General features: G+C 45.7%; 16 protein-coding genes and 1 pseudogene. 13 read left to right on the top strand and 4 right to left on the bottom strand.

Annotated features, from left to right (window positions below):
• Positions 1-3: 3 nt before the first annotated feature.
• The 9 genes from cobA (at position 4) to nirD (ending at position 10,039) form a co-directional block, all read left to right on the top strand.
• Positions 4-909, top strand: a complete 906-nt coding sequence (gene cobA / locus P4S59_RS21710; RefSeq protein ID WP_337169042.1) for a uroporphyrinogen-III C-methyltransferase — start codon at positions 4-6, stop codon at positions 907-909.
• Positions 906-1,859: a glycosyl transferase family protein gene (locus P4S59_RS21705; RefSeq protein WP_337169041.1), complete on the top strand. Its 954-nt coding sequence runs from the start codon at positions 906-908 to the stop codon at positions 1,857-1,859. The genes cobA and P4S59_RS21705 overlap by 4 nt, the downstream gene beginning before the upstream one ends.
• A 225-nt stretch (positions 1,860-2,084) precedes the next feature.
• Complete coding sequence (locus tag P4S59_RS21700) at positions 2,085-3,002, top strand: dienelactone hydrolase family protein (RefSeq protein ID WP_337169040.1); 918 nt, start codon at positions 2,085-2,087, stop codon at positions 3,000-3,002.
• 73 nt (positions 3,003-3,075) lie between these two features.
• Positions 3,076-3,657, top strand: a complete 582-nt coding sequence (locus P4S59_RS21695; RefSeq protein WP_337169039.1) for an ANTAR domain-containing response regulator — start codon at positions 3,076-3,078, stop codon at positions 3,655-3,657.
• A 265-nt stretch (positions 3,658-3,922) separates the two neighbouring features.
• Positions 3,923-5,287: a CmpA/NrtA family ABC transporter substrate-binding protein gene (locus P4S59_RS21690; RefSeq protein ID WP_258647700.1), complete on the top strand. Its 1,365-nt coding sequence runs from the start codon at positions 3,923-3,925 to the stop codon at positions 5,285-5,287.
• 72 nt (positions 5,288-5,359) lie between these two features.
• Positions 5,360-6,325: an ABC transporter permease gene (locus tag P4S59_RS21685; RefSeq protein WP_337169038.1), complete on the top strand. Its 966-nt coding sequence runs from the start codon at positions 5,360-5,362 to the stop codon at positions 6,323-6,325.
• A gap of 11 nt (positions 6,326-6,336) precedes the next feature.
• Positions 6,337-7,173: an ABC transporter ATP-binding protein gene (locus P4S59_RS21680; protein WP_337169037.1), complete on the top strand. Its 837-nt coding sequence runs from the start codon at positions 6,337-6,339 to the stop codon at positions 7,171-7,173.
• A 10-nt stretch (positions 7,174-7,183) separates the two neighbouring features.
• On the top strand, positions 7,184-9,703 hold the full coding sequence (gene nirB / locus P4S59_RS21675) for a nitrite reductase large subunit NirB (protein WP_337169036.1): 2,520 nt from the start codon (positions 7,184-7,186) through the stop codon (positions 9,701-9,703).
• Positions 9,704-10,039, top strand: a complete 336-nt coding sequence (gene nirD / locus P4S59_RS21670) for a nitrite reductase small subunit NirD (RefSeq protein ID WP_124007993.1) — start codon at positions 9,704-9,706, stop codon at positions 10,037-10,039.
• A gap of 98 nt (positions 10,040-10,137) precedes the next feature.
• Here the strand turns inward: nirD and P4S59_RS21665 are convergent, their stop codons facing one another.
• A complete protein-coding gene (locus P4S59_RS21665; protein ID WP_337169035.1) occupies positions 10,138-10,542 on the bottom strand; it encodes a PPC domain-containing DNA-binding protein in 405 nt (134 codons plus the stop codon).
• A gap of 1 nt (position 10,543) precedes the next feature.
• Positions 10,544-11,119 (bottom strand): TetR/AcrR family transcriptional regulator, encoded by a 576-nt coding sequence (locus P4S59_RS21660; RefSeq protein WP_257897831.1) that lies wholly within the window; start codon positions 11,117-11,119, stop codon positions 10,544-10,546.
• 145 nt (positions 11,120-11,264) lie between these two features.
• Between P4S59_RS21660 and P4S59_RS21655 the strand changes: the two are divergent.
• The 4 genes and pseudogenes from P4S59_RS21655 (at position 11,265) to P4S59_RS21640 (ending at position 14,096) form a co-directional block, all read left to right on the top strand.
• Positions 11,265-11,878: pseudogene (locus tag P4S59_RS21655) on the top strand (glutathione S-transferase N-terminal domain-containing protein).
• A gap of 213 nt (positions 11,879-12,091) precedes the next feature.
• Positions 12,092-12,352 (top strand): hypothetical protein, encoded by a 261-nt coding sequence (locus P4S59_RS21650; RefSeq protein WP_005395662.1) that lies wholly within the window; start codon positions 12,092-12,094, stop codon positions 12,350-12,352.
• A 29-nt stretch (positions 12,353-12,381) separates the two neighbouring features.
• Positions 12,382-13,575, top strand: coding sequence for a PP2C family protein-serine/threonine phosphatase (locus P4S59_RS21645; RefSeq protein ID WP_258687222.1), 1,194 nt, complete (start codon positions 12,382-12,384; stop codon positions 13,573-13,575).
• Positions 13,576-13,598: 23 nt separating this feature from the next.
• Positions 13,599-14,096, top strand: a complete 498-nt coding sequence (locus tag P4S59_RS21640; protein ID WP_053808346.1) for an ATP-binding protein — start codon at positions 13,599-13,601, stop codon at positions 14,094-14,096.
• Between the two features lie 32 nt (positions 14,097-14,128).
• On the opposite strand, the gene P4S59_RS21635 is transcribed toward P4S59_RS21640, so the two are convergent.
• Positions 14,129-14,320, bottom strand: coding sequence for a hypothetical protein (locus P4S59_RS21635; RefSeq protein WP_012842175.1), 192 nt, complete (start codon positions 14,318-14,320; stop codon positions 14,129-14,131).
• A 33-nt stretch (positions 14,321-14,353) separates the two neighbouring features.
• Positions 14,354-14,689: an Hpt domain-containing protein gene (locus P4S59_RS21630; RefSeq protein WP_005395669.1), complete on the bottom strand. Its 336-nt coding sequence runs from the start codon at positions 14,687-14,689 to the stop codon at positions 14,354-14,356.
• Positions 14,690-15,054 lie beyond the last annotated feature (365 nt).

The raw sequence follows: 15,054 nt of genomic DNA, 5'->3' as shown, positions 1-15,054 counted from the left end.
CACATGGAAGCGCCTTATCAAAAGTCTTGGTTTAAGAAAGGACAAGCGGACCAGAGTCAAGAACGCTCGTCTCGCTTTTCTAAGCATGACCAAGCAAGCAAACTGAACCAACTTTTAGAAAATCACTCCGAAGATCTAGATGCGAACCACAAAGGTTTTGTCTCTATTGTCGGAGCAGGACCGCACGATCCAGACTTGTTAACCGTGAAGGCAGTGAAAGCGATTATGTCGGCAGAGGTTCTGCTGTACGACCGTTTGGTTAACAAAGATATTTTGGAGTTGGCTTCGCCACAAGCCGATTGGATTTACGTGGGCAAACGATGCGGACAACCTAGTGTTGGTCAGGAAGAAATTTGTGACTTGATGGTATCGCTCGCTCAGCAAGGAAAGCGAGTTGTACGCTTAAAAGGGGGAGATCCTTTCGTATTTGGCCGTGGAGGCGAAGAGGCGTTAGCACTCGTCAAACACTCAATCGCTTACGAAGTCATCCCCGGTATTACTGCTGCGATTGGATGTTCAGCAAACAGCTTGATTCCGCTGACTCATCGTGGCGTTGCTCGTAGCGTTACCTTTGTTACAGGGCAAGTGGTAACAGGCGCATTTGAAGCGTGGAGCCAATTGATGCAAAGCGGACAAACGTTAGTCTTCTATATGGGTTTAGAAAAGTCATCGCAAATACAAACGGGTTTAATCAACTCTGGTTTGAGAGCAGATTTCCCTGTCGCGATCATCACTCATGGTTGTAGCCCTCAACAACAAGTGCACGTTACACAGCTCAATCAGCTCAATGATTTATCGATTACACTTAAGGGCGTGAGCCCAGCATTGATTGTGATGGGAGAAGTTGTCAAACTGCGCGAACAACTAATAGAAACCGTACAGTCAGTGACGGAATACGAGGGAATATGAGCAGCATTTTGGAGTGTATCAGAACAGTCGGTCGTGGTGAACGTGGACGAAAACCACTGAACTTTGACCAAGCGTTTCGAGTTATGGATGAATACCTAAACGGAGAGTGCGACGACGATCAGATGGCGATGTTATTGATGCTGATCCGCGTACAGAACGAGACTCAACAAGAAATCGCAGGCTTTGTGAAAGCATTACAATCCCGCATGCCTGCTATTGGTGCAGACATTGACTGGCCATGTTATGCAGGCAAACGTGAAGCGGCAGGTCAGCCTTGGCACCTGTTGGCAGCGAAGATTCTCGCCGATAATGGTCATAAAGTGCTGATGCACGGCTATCACGATCGTCAATCTGGTCGTTTACACGCAGAAGATTACCTCGACAAGTTTGATATCAACAAAGCGGAATCAGCAGAAGACGCGAAGCGTGTGTTGGAAACACAAAACATTGTGTATCTGCCGCTGAGTTCGTTTGCACCTCAAGCAGAAACCATGATTGGTTGGAAGAATCGTTATGGGCTTAGAACGCCGATTAATACCGTGGTTCGAGCACTGAACCCGGGGCAGGCGACCGTCGGTATTCGTGGTAGCTTCCATCCTGGATTCCAACAACTTCATGCTGAAGTCGAATATGAGATTGGTCAAACCGCTCACGCCGTTGTGTCATTTAAAGGGCAATCGGGTGAGTCAGAGTACAACCCGAAAGTAAGCCAAACGGTATGGTTAAGCCAAACAAGCGGCGTGACATCGCACTACTGGACGGAGCAAATGCTGTCTGAGGTGCCAATGCCAGTAAATTGCCCGTTTGGTACGTCAGAAGATGACATGAACCAAATGGCGAATACGGTTTTAGCGACGATGACAGTGGTTTTATTTGCACAAATACACGACAGAGAAAAAGCATTCGAACGCGCCTTCTCTTACTGGCAAGCCTATTGCGGCCTGCAATAACGTACTATTGTCAATGAATGTAAAACCAACGACGCAAAGTTGTTGAATCTGAATTCATTATCTATTGTTTGAAGAAGGTAAAAGATCCTAGCTCGCCAATGTGTGTTTCACCGCTGCGTTCCTTATCAGGGGTGAAACCACCGTTCAAGAATCAGTCGCGTTCAACTTCGTTTCGCCGCTGAGAGTTTGAAATAAACATATGGTAAGACGTAGAGGACATGGATAATGGTTCTAAAGCATACCCCTCCCAAACAAAAGGCTTCTCATCCTATCCCGCAAGAAGCCTTCGATTGGTACGACGAATACGCCCACGGAAAAATCTCGCGCCGTGAGTTTCTAAATAGGCTGGGTGGCCTTGCTGTGCTTGGCTTTAGCATGACAGTACTGGTCGATGCGTTAACTCCGAATTACGCACTGGCAGAACAAGTTTCATTTAACGATCCTGACATCAAAGCAACCTACGAAACCTTCCCATCCCCAAACGGGCATGGAGAAGGGCGCGGCTATTTGGTGATGCCACAGAAGAAGACCTTAAAATCACCGACGGTGTTAGTGGTTCACGAAAATCGTGGGTTGAACCCTTATATCAAAGACGTGGCTAGGCGACTCGCGAAAGACGGCTTTATTGCTTTTGCCCCAGATGCCCTATACCCACTTGGTGGTTATCCGGGGAATGATGATGAGGGTCGCGCCATGCAGAAAGAGATGGACAGAGCCAAGATTGAGCAAGACTTTATTGCGGCGGCTAATTTCATCAAACAGCACGAGGGTGGGAACGGTAGGTTGGGGGCGGTAGGGTTCTGCTTCGGTGGTTATATTGTCAATATGCTTGCAGCAGTGATGCCCGATGAGCTCGATGCAGGTGTGCCTTTCTACGGAACACCGGCGGCGCAAGAGATTCAAAAGCAGGTCAAAGGGCCGTTGATGATTCACTTCGCAGGGCTCGATAAGCGCGTCAACGACACATGGCCTGCCTATGAGCAGCAATTGATCGCGAACGATGCGCAATATCAGGCGTTAATGTATGAAAACGTCAACCATGGCTTCCATAACGACTCAACGGCACGCTACGCACCAGAAGAAGCGGCGCTCGCGTGGGAACGCACACTAGGCTTCTTCAAAGAACATCTTACCTCTAGTTAAAATGCTTCAACTTTAATTGGCACAGTCCTTGTTATGTCTCTCTTAGTGAGTGAGATATAAACAAGGAATGTGCATGACTCGATCAACGTCAAAAACACCCATCATAGTGTGCTGTGATAGCCTTCAAGAGCAGGCTCGACTGTCCGGCTTGTTGAGCAAAGATTACGACAACATCGTTGGCTGCCAATTGGCACAACTGGAAACTTTGATGCAGCGAGAACCATCGGCACGCGTTGTTGTTGGATGGCAGCAGCCGACGGCGGAACTGCGTTTAATTGTGGATTTCTGCCGCAGAAAATCGGCACCACTTCTTATCGTCTTAAAGCAGTTATCATCGAATGACATCAATCGGTTATCAGAAAAAATGGACTATGTTCTCATGCCACATGATAGTGAGTTTGCACTTCAACCTTGGATTGAACATGCGACATTAGTGAGAGCGAAATTCGAAAGTATGCAATCGGAAATTGAGTTGCTGACCCATAAGATCGAAGAGCGCAAGCTGGTGGAAAAAGCCAAAGGTCTGCTGATGAAGATGCACAGCGTTGATGAAGAGCAGGCTTATAAAGCGTTAAGAAACTCCGCCATGCAATCGAGTCAAACGCTCTCACAAGTGGCGAAGAATCTGATTACGGCATTGCAGTTAATGGATTAACTTCTCTACTACTTTGGAGTTATGGCAGAAATTCTACCGTGGTGCGTGTTGCACTAACAGCAAGCAAAAACAGTTGTTTGGTTACGAGGGTAGACTCTAATGTGCTGTATTTAAAGTAGAAAATAAGTTGGCACAGTACTTGGATTAGTTAAAACGGGTTTATTGTTGAATCGCTTATCTCAATTATCAACGGCGGTAATTGTAGACTTAGCAACGGCGCTACTGCTCTTCGGAGTAGTGGCGCTTTTTTTATGGGAGCAAACCAATGAAATGGAGTTCGATGCTGAAAGTGTCAGCAATTTCGTTATCGGTATTCACCACGACCAGCGTAAATGCAGAGTTGGGGGAGCCAGAGATTGAAGACCTGAAGTTTGGTTTTATTAAGTTAACCGATATGGCACCACTGGCAGTTGCTTATGAGAAAGGTTTTTTTGAAGACGAAGGCTTGTACGTCACTTTAGAAGCGCAAGCAAACTGGAAGGTGCTATTAGACCGAGTCATCGATGGTGAGCTTGCTGGCGCACACATGCTTGCTGGTCAGCCATTGGGCGCAACGATTGGTGTCGGCACAAAAGCGGAAGTGATTACCGCGTTCAGTATGGATTTGAACGGCAACGCAATCACGGTTTCCAAGGATACTTGGGAGCAGATGAAGCAATACATTCCAAAACAACCAGATGGCAAACCTGTTCACCCAATCAAAGCGGATGCCTTAAAACCAGTTGTGGACAGCTATCTGGATAAAGGTAAACCGTTCAACATGGGTATGGTGTTCCCTGTATCGACGCACAACTATGAGTTGCGATACTGGTTAGCGGCAGGTGGGATTCATCCAGGCTTTTATGCTCCAGAATCCGGTGACAACAGTGGCCAGTTGGATGCTGACGTTCTTTTGAGTGTTACACCGCCACCACAAATGCCAGCGACAATGGAAGCGGGCACGATCAAAGGGTACTGCGTAGGCGAACCATGGAACCAACAAGCCGTATTCAAAGGCATTGGTACGCCCGTAGTGACCGACTACGAAATCTGGAAGAACAACCCAGAGAAAGTATTTGGTGTTTCCAAAGCTTGGGCTGAGAAGTATCCAAACACGCACATTCGCGTAGTGAAAGCCTTGATTCGAGCTGCACATTGGTTGGATGAAAACGACAATGCCAACCGCCAAGAAGCAGTGAAGATGCTATCAAAAAGCGAGTATGTGGGAGCCGATGCCGAAGTTATCGCTAACTCAATGACCGGCACATTTGAATACGAGAAAGGTGATAAACGCGACGTGCCAGACTTCAACGTGTTCTTCCGTCATAACGCCACTTATCCGTATTACAGCGATGCGATTTGGTACCTGACCCAAATGCGTCGCTGGGGACAGATCTCAAGCGAGAAATCCGATGATTGGTACATGGATGTGGCAAAAGAGGTTTACCGTCCAGATATCTACCAACAAGCGGCTCAAGCGCTAATTGAAGATGGTGTGTTGAGCAAAAAAGACTTCCCAGATTTCAGTGCTGAAGATGGTTTCCGTGCGCCACAAACACACTTTATCGACAACATCGTTTATGACGGTCGCGAGCCAAATAAATATCTAGAGAAGTTCTCTATCGGGCTTAAAGGAAAAGACAAGGTTTAACCATAACGATAAACGCCACAGGCGAGGAGATTCGCTTGTGGCAACAAGGATGTAAATTTCTTAGGAGTGAGTATGTCTAGTAATGTCATTTCCCTATTTCCTGCTAAGCAGGTAGTGAACCGAAGTCGGTTGGTGCTTTTGCCCGTCATTGGCTTGCTGATCTTTTTGGCAATGTGGCACTTAGCAGCGAGAGAAGTGCAAACCTCATTAGGTACGCTACCGGGACCTGTGCAAACTTTTCAGCAGTTCAGCAACCTTGTCGATGACCATTGGCAAGAGCGAGAAAAGGAACAAGCGTTTATCGAGCGTCAGGAAAAGCGCAATGCTGCGAAGTTAGCGAAGAATCCAGACGCGGAAGTGAAGATTCGTCCATACACAGGTAAACCGACGTTCTTCGACCAAATCATAACAAGCTTAGTGACTGTGACTGCGGGCTTTTTGCTGGCGACAGTCATCGCGATTCCGCTTGGCATCGTGCTTGGTCTTAATCAAGGGCTGTATCAAGCGTTCAACCCAATCATTCAATTGCTCAAGCCCGTATCACCTTTAGCTTGGCTACCCATCGTTACCATGGTGGTAAGTGCCACTTATGTGAGTGATGACCCGATGTTTGCGAAGTCGTTCATTAACTCTCTGATCACCGTAGCGCTGTGTAGCTTATGGCCGACGCTGATTAATACCGCTGTGGGTGTAACGAGCGCTGATAAAGACTTAATCAACGTGAGTAAAGTGCTTCAACTTTCGTGGTGGCAGCACATACGCACCATCGTTTTACCTTCTGCCATTCCAATGATTTTCACCGGCTTACGTCTCTCTTTGGGTATCGCTTGGATGGTGTTGATTGCGGCAGAAATGCTCGCGCAGAACCCTGGGTTAGGCAAGTTCGTTTGGGATGAGTTTCAAAACGGCAGTTCAGCATCATTGGGTCGCATCATGGTGGCAGTCATCACCATTGGTTTTATTGGTCTGATGCTCGATAGAGGCATGCTGCAACTTCAAAAGTGGCTTTCTTGGAATAAACAACAAACGTTGAGATAAGGGAAAAGATCATGGAAAAAGCATTATTAGATCTAACGCGATTAGGGATGCGATTCCCAACGCCAGATGGTGAGTTCATCGCGCTTAAGAACGTCGATTTGCAAATCAATAAAGGCGAGTTTGTATCGCTGATTGGTCACTCTGGTTGCGGTAAATCAACGGTATTGAACTTAGTCGCAGGGCTACACATGCCAACAGACGGTGGCGTGATCGTCGATGGACGAGAAGTAGCTGGACCGGGACTAGACCGCGCAGTGGTGTTCCAAAACCATTCATTATTGCCTTGGCTCACCGTATATCAAAACGTTGAGCTCGCAGTAAAGCAAATTGCCGGCAAAAAGGGCAAAGCGTGGATTCAGGAACAAGTGAATCACTATTTGGAGTTGATTCAAATGCAGCATGCCGCGCACAAAAAGCCGGATGAAATCTCTGGTGGTATGAAGCAGCGAGTCGGCATCGCCAGAGCACTGGCACTTCAGCCAAAGGTTTTATTGATGGATGAACCATTTGGCGCGTTGGATGCGTTAACACGTGCGCACTTACAGGATGCACTAATGAAGATTCAAGCCGAGCTAAACAACACCGTCATCATGATTACCCATGACGTGGATGAAGCGGTGCTGCTATCCGACAAAATCGTGATGATGACTAACGGACCGGCAGCAACCATTGGTGAAGTGTTAGAAGTGAATCTACCTCGCCCTCGTGAGCGTGTCGCACTGGCAGATGATGCGCAGTATCAGAAGTGTCGACAAGCGGTGCTGAAGTTCCTTTACGAGAAGCAATCCAAAGTCGAGATTCCTGCTTCGAAAGAAGACAAGCCCAAAACCGCAGCGCAAACGGCATAAGGAGGCAGTGATGAATAGTCCTTTAACGATTCCAGTAAAGAACGCATTAAGCCACATTGTTGTGGTAGGTAACGGTATGGTCGGGCAACACCTCGTCGAGCAATTGATGCAGAAAAATGCACATTTGGAGCACCGAATTACCGTGATTGGTGCAGAGCGTTTTATCGCGTATGACCGTGTACAGTTGTCCTCTTTGTTTGCGGGGAAGTCTCATGATGATTTGATGCTGAGTAACCAAGAATGGTACGACATGCACGGCATCCAACTCGTACTTGGCAGCCAAGTAACAGGCATCGACAGAGAGCAAAAGCGCATTCTGCTTGATGGTGAAGATGTGCTGGGTTACGACCAACTCGTGCTCGCGACCGGTTCGTACCCATTTGTGCCTCCAATTGAAGGTAAAGACCGCGATAACGTGTTTGTCTACCGCACGCTTGATGATCTTTCACAAATCAAAAAGGCATGTGAAGGCGCAAGAACGGGCGCAGTGATTGGCGGTGGCTTGTTGGGTTTAGAAGCGGCAAACGCACTCAAACTATTGGGGTTAGAAACTCACGTTATTGAATTTGCGCCACGTCTGATGCCCGTGCAGTTAGATGATGGTGCCGGCTTAGTGCTAAAAGAGAAGATTGAAGCGCTAGGGTTAACCGTACATACCTCGACGGGTACGGAGCGAATCTGCGATGGTGAAACGGCTAAACATCGTATGGTTTTTAAAGACAAAGATCCTCTCGAAGTAGATGTGATTGTCTTTTCCGCAGGCATTCGCCCTCAAGATGAGTTGGCAAGAATGGCTGAGCTAGAAGTCGGCGAGCGAGGCGGCATTGTGATTAACAACCAATGCCAAACCAGCGATGAGAATATTTATGCGATTGGCGAATGTGCTCTTTGGGAGCAGAAGATCTTTGGTTTGGTCGCACCCGGTTACACCATGGCGAGAACTACTGCCGATGTCTTGACTGGTATGTCAAGCGAAGGTTTTAAAGGTGCAGACATGAGCACCAAACTTAAGCTGCTTGGGGTGGATGTGGCGTCTATTGGCGATGCACAAATGCAGACCGAAGGCGCACAAGAAATGGTCTTGCAAGATGCGGTTGCAGGCATCTACAAAAAGCTGGTAGTTGATGCGAGCGGCACCCAATTGCTTGGTGCGATTCTCGTCGGTGACAACAGCGATTACGATGCGCTCTTACAGTGTTATTTGAACAAAACGGTTCTGCCAGACCACGCCGCGAACCTGCTGTTTGATACCGGAATGCTGGACGGAGAGATGCCAGACAGCGCCATCATCTGTTCTTGTCACAACGTCACAAAAGGCGACTTAGTTGCCGAGATACAAGCTGGCACCACCAACCTGACGGACCTTAAAGCCAACACCAAAGCAGGTACTGGCTGTGGTGGCTGTAGCAATATGGTCAAATCGGTATTGGATACTCAATTGGCAGCCATGGGGGTAGAGGTTAACAACCACCTTTGTGAGCACTTTGAGCTGAGTCGGCAAGAGATGTTCCATATTTGCCAAGTGGAACAGATCAAAGACTTCGACACCTTAATCGCACTGCATGGCAAAGGGCATGGGTGTGATATCTGTAAGCCGACAGCAGCATCAGTGTTTGCTTCTTTGTGGAATGAACACATCATGGAGCCACAGCATCAATCTCTACAAGATTCTAACGATGCTTTTATGGCAAACCTGCAAAAAGACGGCTCTTACTCGATTGTACCTCGTTTTTCCGGGGGCGAAATTACACCAGACAAACTCATCGTACTTGGTGAAGTCGCTCAGCAATACGATCTGTACACCAAGATCACTGGCGGTCAGCGCGTGGATTTATTTGGCGCGCAGTTAGAACAGCTTCCTGAAATCTGGCAAACCTTAATTGATGCTGGTTTTGAAACAGGGCACGCCTACGGTAAATCGGTGCGCACCGTGAAATCGTGCGTCGGTTCTACGTGGTGTCGTTATGGTGTTGATGATTCAGTTGGATTAGCCATTGAGTTAGAGAACCGCTACAAAGGATTGCGAGCGCCCCATAAGCTTAAGTTTGCCGTATCGGGCTGTACTCGCGAGTGTGCAGAAGCGCAAAGTAAAGACATTGGGGTGATCGCCACCGAAAACGGCTGGAATCTATACGTTTGTGGTAATGGCGGCATGAGACCAAGACACGCTGATTTGTTTGCATCCGACTTATCCAAATCAGAGTTGATCACCATGATTGACCGAGTATTGATGTTCTACGTCAGCACCGCAGATCGCTTGCAGCGTACGTCAGTGTGGATGGAGAACATGGAAGGGGGCTTAGACTACCTTAAACAAGTGATTTTGGATGACTCTCTGAATCTATGTGATTCATTGGATGAGCAAATGGCACGAGTCGTAGATACCTATCAGTGTGAGTGGAAGAGTACGTTGGATAATCCTCAAAAACTGCAGCGCTTCCGTCCTTTCTTGAACAGCACGTCGGGCAGCAAAGTCTTGCCGTACCAACGTGTGCGCGGTCAGCGTATTCCGGTGAAACAGGAGGTGTAAATGGCAGCTTTAACCAAAGTGAAATTGTGTCAGTTTGATGACCTAATGCCGTTCATCGGTGCCACTGTGTTGATTGAAGGCGAGCATGTCGCGTTATTCTACATTCCTGATAGCGGTGTTTACGCCGTTCAAGATTGGGACCCAATAGGCAAGGCTTACGTGATGAGTCGAGGGATTGTCGGCGATATTGATGGTGAGATGTGTGTTGCGTCACCACTGTACAAACAGCATTTCAGCCTAAAGAGCGGGCAGTGTTTGGAAGACGAAGCGCACTGTCTAAAAACGTGGCAAGTAACGGTCGACGATAATCAGGTTTGTTACTTAGTCGAAGAATGATCCTCGAAATTAGCTTGCTCGATATGAATAAATTATTGGCGTAAGAGACAAGCGAATAAGGCTCCAGAGACAGCACAGTGTGGCTCTGGAGCTTTTGACTATTTGCAAGAATTCACTTGTAGCTCGGTATAGCCAGTCGAGTCGTCCATCGCTCTGGTAAACTCAAGTTCTGGATAAGAATGGATGATCAATTCTGCGGTGGTGTCTATAACCGTGCCTTCCATTAAATGCCCGCCCCAGACTCGTCCATCACGATCAGACACCGAGATATGAACGTGCTGATGTTCAGGCGTCAGTGTTCCCATCACAGAGACGATTTCAAATGGCTCTTGTTTGGTTAACGTACACTCTGCACCTGCCAAACGAAGATTGAGGTCAGAGACACAGCCAACGCATGAGGCAATCGAGCCTGCTTTGATACAATGCTGCTCGACCAATTTCGCTAGGCTCAGCTTTAAGTCCATGCCTTTGGTAAGACGAACTGCTATCACTTCAATCGACATATTACTTCCTAATTAAAACCAGCAAGCAGGAAAGCGCCGTATCCAAGTCTGCATAACGTTTGGCTTTGCCAAGTACGCGCATACCTTGCATGTTGTTGAGAACGAAACGAGCGAGCTCTTCTGGTTTCAGCGTTTTCGGCACTAAGGTTTCTTTTTGCGCATTGGTCAACGCATCTGCAATGATGTCGATAAGATGGTCAAACAAAAAATGCCCTTTGCGCAGTACGTCATCGTCTTCACCAGCGTGCTCAATCAACGCATTTTGAATAAAACACCCACAGTTGCGTTTGCGTTGCAGCTCAGCAAAAGATTTAAGGAACGATTCCAATTCAGGTAAAGACGCGTCGTCTTGTTCCAAATCATTCAGTGACGGTAGCGAGACCTTTTTTAAGTAGGTATCGAGCGCTTCGTAGTAGAGCTGTTGCTTGTCACCATAGGTGTTGTAAAGACTGAAGCGGTTGATGTTCAACTCGTCGGTGAGATCAGAAATGGATGTATTAGCGAAACCTTTACGCCAAAAAACGTCCATAGCGACTAATAGTTTTTCTTCTCGATCGAAGTTGGCTTTTCTTGCCATATGCGTACCTACCTGAGCGGTTTTTCTCAAACCACTCCTAAACTTATTGAACAACTTTTGGGAAATGAAGTTCTTGACTGATCGTTTATAAACTGGCTACAGTATATCCTAACCAATCGGTTAGAAAAAGAAAAAAGGATATAAAATGAAGCTCTACGAAACTGCGATAACTCCAAGTTGTAAGCGAGTTAGCATTTTTTAAAGGAAATTGGTGGCGATGTTGAACGCATCGCTTTAAATGTGCGTGACGGCGAAAATCTAGCGGAAGATTTCAAGCAAAAAAGCGTCAATGGAAAAGTGCCATTGCTTGAGCTTGAAGATGGTACGACGATTTGTGAGAGCGTCGCAATTTGTCGTTATCTGGATGAAGCGTTTGAAAATAATTTAGCTCTGTTTGGGGCAAACCAACTTGAGCGCGCGCAAGTGGAAATGTGGCATCGCGTGGTGGAGTTTCAAGGTCTGTATGCTGCTTTTCAAGCATTTAGAAACATCACAGCTATCTATGAAGATAGAGAGCGTTGTGTTAAAGAGTGGGGCGAAGAGTCCAAGCAACGCGTGCAAGAGTTTTTACCGTTGTTAGATAAGCGACTTGGTGAAAGCGAGTTCATTGCCGCTGACCATTTTACTATCGTCGATATTACAGGCTTTATTTTGATTGGTTTTGCAATTAAAGGCCTAGAAATCGATGTGTTTACTACTGCACCAAACATTGCGCGTTGGTATGAGCAAGTTTCAGCTCGGCCTGCATTTCTAAGTTGATGTACCAGCAGCGAGTAGATCATTGCTCGCTGCTATTGCCTTTCGAATTCACAAGGATATTCAAATTCTTCAGCTTTTTTCTTATTTTGTCTCCTATCGCCTATAATTGGAAAAACAACCTCAATGGGCTTCAATGCGTTTTAGAGCCTAGCGCTCTTAGTCTGTAGACGTTCTTTTCATAGTGGGAAGTCTATTAATAGACAAGGAGAGGTCATGCGTATTCAAGTTAAAACTATCAATAATGTTCTTATTGCTCTTTTAATGGTTTCGGTCTTTGGTCTCGTCGCGCTGTACCTCAATAACACACAGCAGAATGAACAGATTGAAAAACTGCAAAGTCAGTTAATAGAGAAAGAGCATCAGATATTAATCTCCAATGAGGCGCTGTCTTACACTCGATATCAACACCAGTTATTAGCTGAAGATTATAGTCGTTTTAGAAATGAGCAATCAGTGACTAGTGTTCTACGTTAGCGTGCCCGACTACCGTCTTAAGGAGGCGAATGAAATCCATTCTTTTGGTCGATGACAGTAAAACAGTACTACTTTATATCAGCAGTGCATTAGAAAAGCAGGGATATGAAGTTATTGCTGTTGAAGACGGACAATCCGCACTTGAAGTGCTGACTTATCGCAAAGATATTCAGTTTGTACTTAGTGACTTAATGATGCCTGGCATTAATGGTATTGAGCTGTGTCGGCAATTAAAATCACAAGTTAGCGAACGTTACATTTTCTTTGTTTTATTGTCCTCTAGAAATGACCAAAGCTCGATCGTGAAAGGCATCGATGCTGGCGCAGATGACTTTGTGGATAAGAAAACGTCTGTCGAAGAACTTCAAGCGAGAATTCGAGCGGGTTTCCGAACTCTGCAGCTGCACAACAAACTCGTTGATAGAAATAAAGAGTTAGATGCAGCCTATCGAATGATCCATCAAGATTTACAGTATGCTAGTCACCTGATGGAGCAACTACTCCCAGCGGAGTCGTCTATCCAGAACATGCAATTTAGTTACGCCTACAAACCGTGCTCCCAGATTGGTGGTGACATGTTGGGGTATTTTGAGCTTGATGAACAACATGTTGCATTTTATGTTTTCGATGTTTCAGGTCATGGTGTTTCGTCTGCTTTGATGGCTTTTTCTATCCAACAGACGTTATCTCAAAATCTGGGACCTGATTCGATAACCATGGAGCTAAGAGATGGCGACTACTGTATCAGTGAACCAGCAGCCGTTATTGATCGGCTAAACCGACGGTATCAGCAAACTAGAAACAGTCAGCTTTATTTCACTATGGTTTATGCCATTCTTAATACAGAATCAGGACAACTTCGCTATTGTACTGCTGGTCATCCTAAATTCCTTATTTGGCGAGCGAGCACCGAAACTACAGAGCTGGCGGGTGAAGACAACTTTATGATTGGCGCTTTGCAGCCGATGGAGTACGTTGGTAATCAAATTATTCTGAGTGAGGGGGATGTAGTATGGCTTTATTCGGATGGTTTGATAGAAGCAAGGCGAGGCGATGCGATGTTTTCAGTACAAAGGTTGGCATCAAGTATAAAAGCTGTTTGTACTTCGCAATTAGAAGTAGAAGTGCAGGCTAGATGTGTCTTTGAACAAGTACAATCTTGGCAGAACAAAGATGAGTTTGATGATGATGCGAGTCTTTTACAAGTAAGGTGGCGTGGCTGATAGCCTAGGGATAAAGGAAAAGAATGTTCCAGAGCGAGTTTAAACGAACTTACGGTGGATCCCTTACTCGCTCTCGAAGTGCGAGCAAAGAGGTTGCTAAGTTTTTAATGGATAATCAAGTATCGTTAAGTACGGCTCAGTCATTGGAGCTTTGTGTTGTTGAGCTTATGAACAATGCTTACATCCATTCTTACAGCGAAATTGAAGGCAAGCCGATAGACGTGGAATGTAGGATTAGATGCGACCAAATGTCAGATTTCATTGAACTTAGGGTTTCTGACTACGGAGCGTCAATCAATGAAATGACATTCAACCAACATAAAAATAAACAGATTGAGGCTCCTAACTTAATGGATGATGATAGTTGGTCTGCTTCAGGTCGTGGACTGATGTTAGTCGCTCAATTATCTGACCAGTTCAAGTTAGAAAAAGAGATTGGAAAAAACACGTTTGTTTTAGTGAAGAAGAACGGAGAAAAACTAACAACCAAGCAAGATCTATTCACCCCACCTGGTCCCTAGCGTTAATCTGACGGTTACGTTGTATATTATTGTTATTTTGTATTTGTGGTTGGTGCAGGCGACAATAATGCTTCCAACTCTTCTGGTGTCAGTATATCACTGATGTTTAGCATATTGCTCTCATCATCTAACGCCATCTTTGTACGACTAAGCAAGTACCTCTTTTGAGTTGGCGTTAAGTCTTTGAGAGACTCAATCAGCTCCTTGAAATTGCTATTGTTCATTGCCATATTTCCCCAGTTAAGCCTTAATTTGTTTTATTGCATATTCTTCAAGTAAGCAAAGATTTGTTGATTAATGGCAGCTAGCTCTTTAGTAACTATAGCTATATCTGAGCTATCTGGCTCGTTATCGTTTCTTGTTTCTGCTTCTATTTTTGTGAAAACAATGACAGCGGTTTCTTCACCAAAGCTCTCTAGAATGCCCTTTAGACTGTGAGCTAATAAGTAGAGTTCCGGCCAACATTTGTTTGCGTACAACTCATTGATACGCTGTATGTCATTGGCGTGGTCTTCTAAGTATGTGGAAAAAACGGTGACGATAAGATCTACGTCGTTCTCCATGTATTTATTGAGAACATCAAAATTAATCATGTTTACCTCTGACTAACCGCGAGGTAGAAAAATGTATCGGATAGGAACGTTGAAGTGGGGGAGTTGAGCGCTGAACAGTGTGCTTATCACTTGAGCTAGACTCATAAAAACAAAGTTATTGTTCGGTACACTTTGACTTATATACAAGTGTCTATGATCTAATCTTTTGTGCAAAGCATTTTGCACTCGTGTCGTGGCAACACAAGTTACGTGATAGTGGGTACCAAACAAAATGCTGGGTTGGGAACAATCTTGTCTACCTAGTTTAAAGCAATCATCAAATAAGTAAGCCAAGCGCTCGCCAACTTTGACTATTCCTTCAGTCAAGGTTAACTCTCCTAATCGAGTACAAATACAAGCTAGCA

The sequence above is a fragment of the Vibrio sp. M60_M70 genome, from assembly GCF_037162085.1.
GTDB lineage: Bacteria > Pseudomonadota > Gammaproteobacteria > Enterobacterales > Vibrionaceae > Vibrio > Vibrio diabolicus.
The sequence above is the reverse complement of the archived record's forward strand: the minus strand, read 5'-3'. Positions and strand labels throughout refer to the sequence as shown.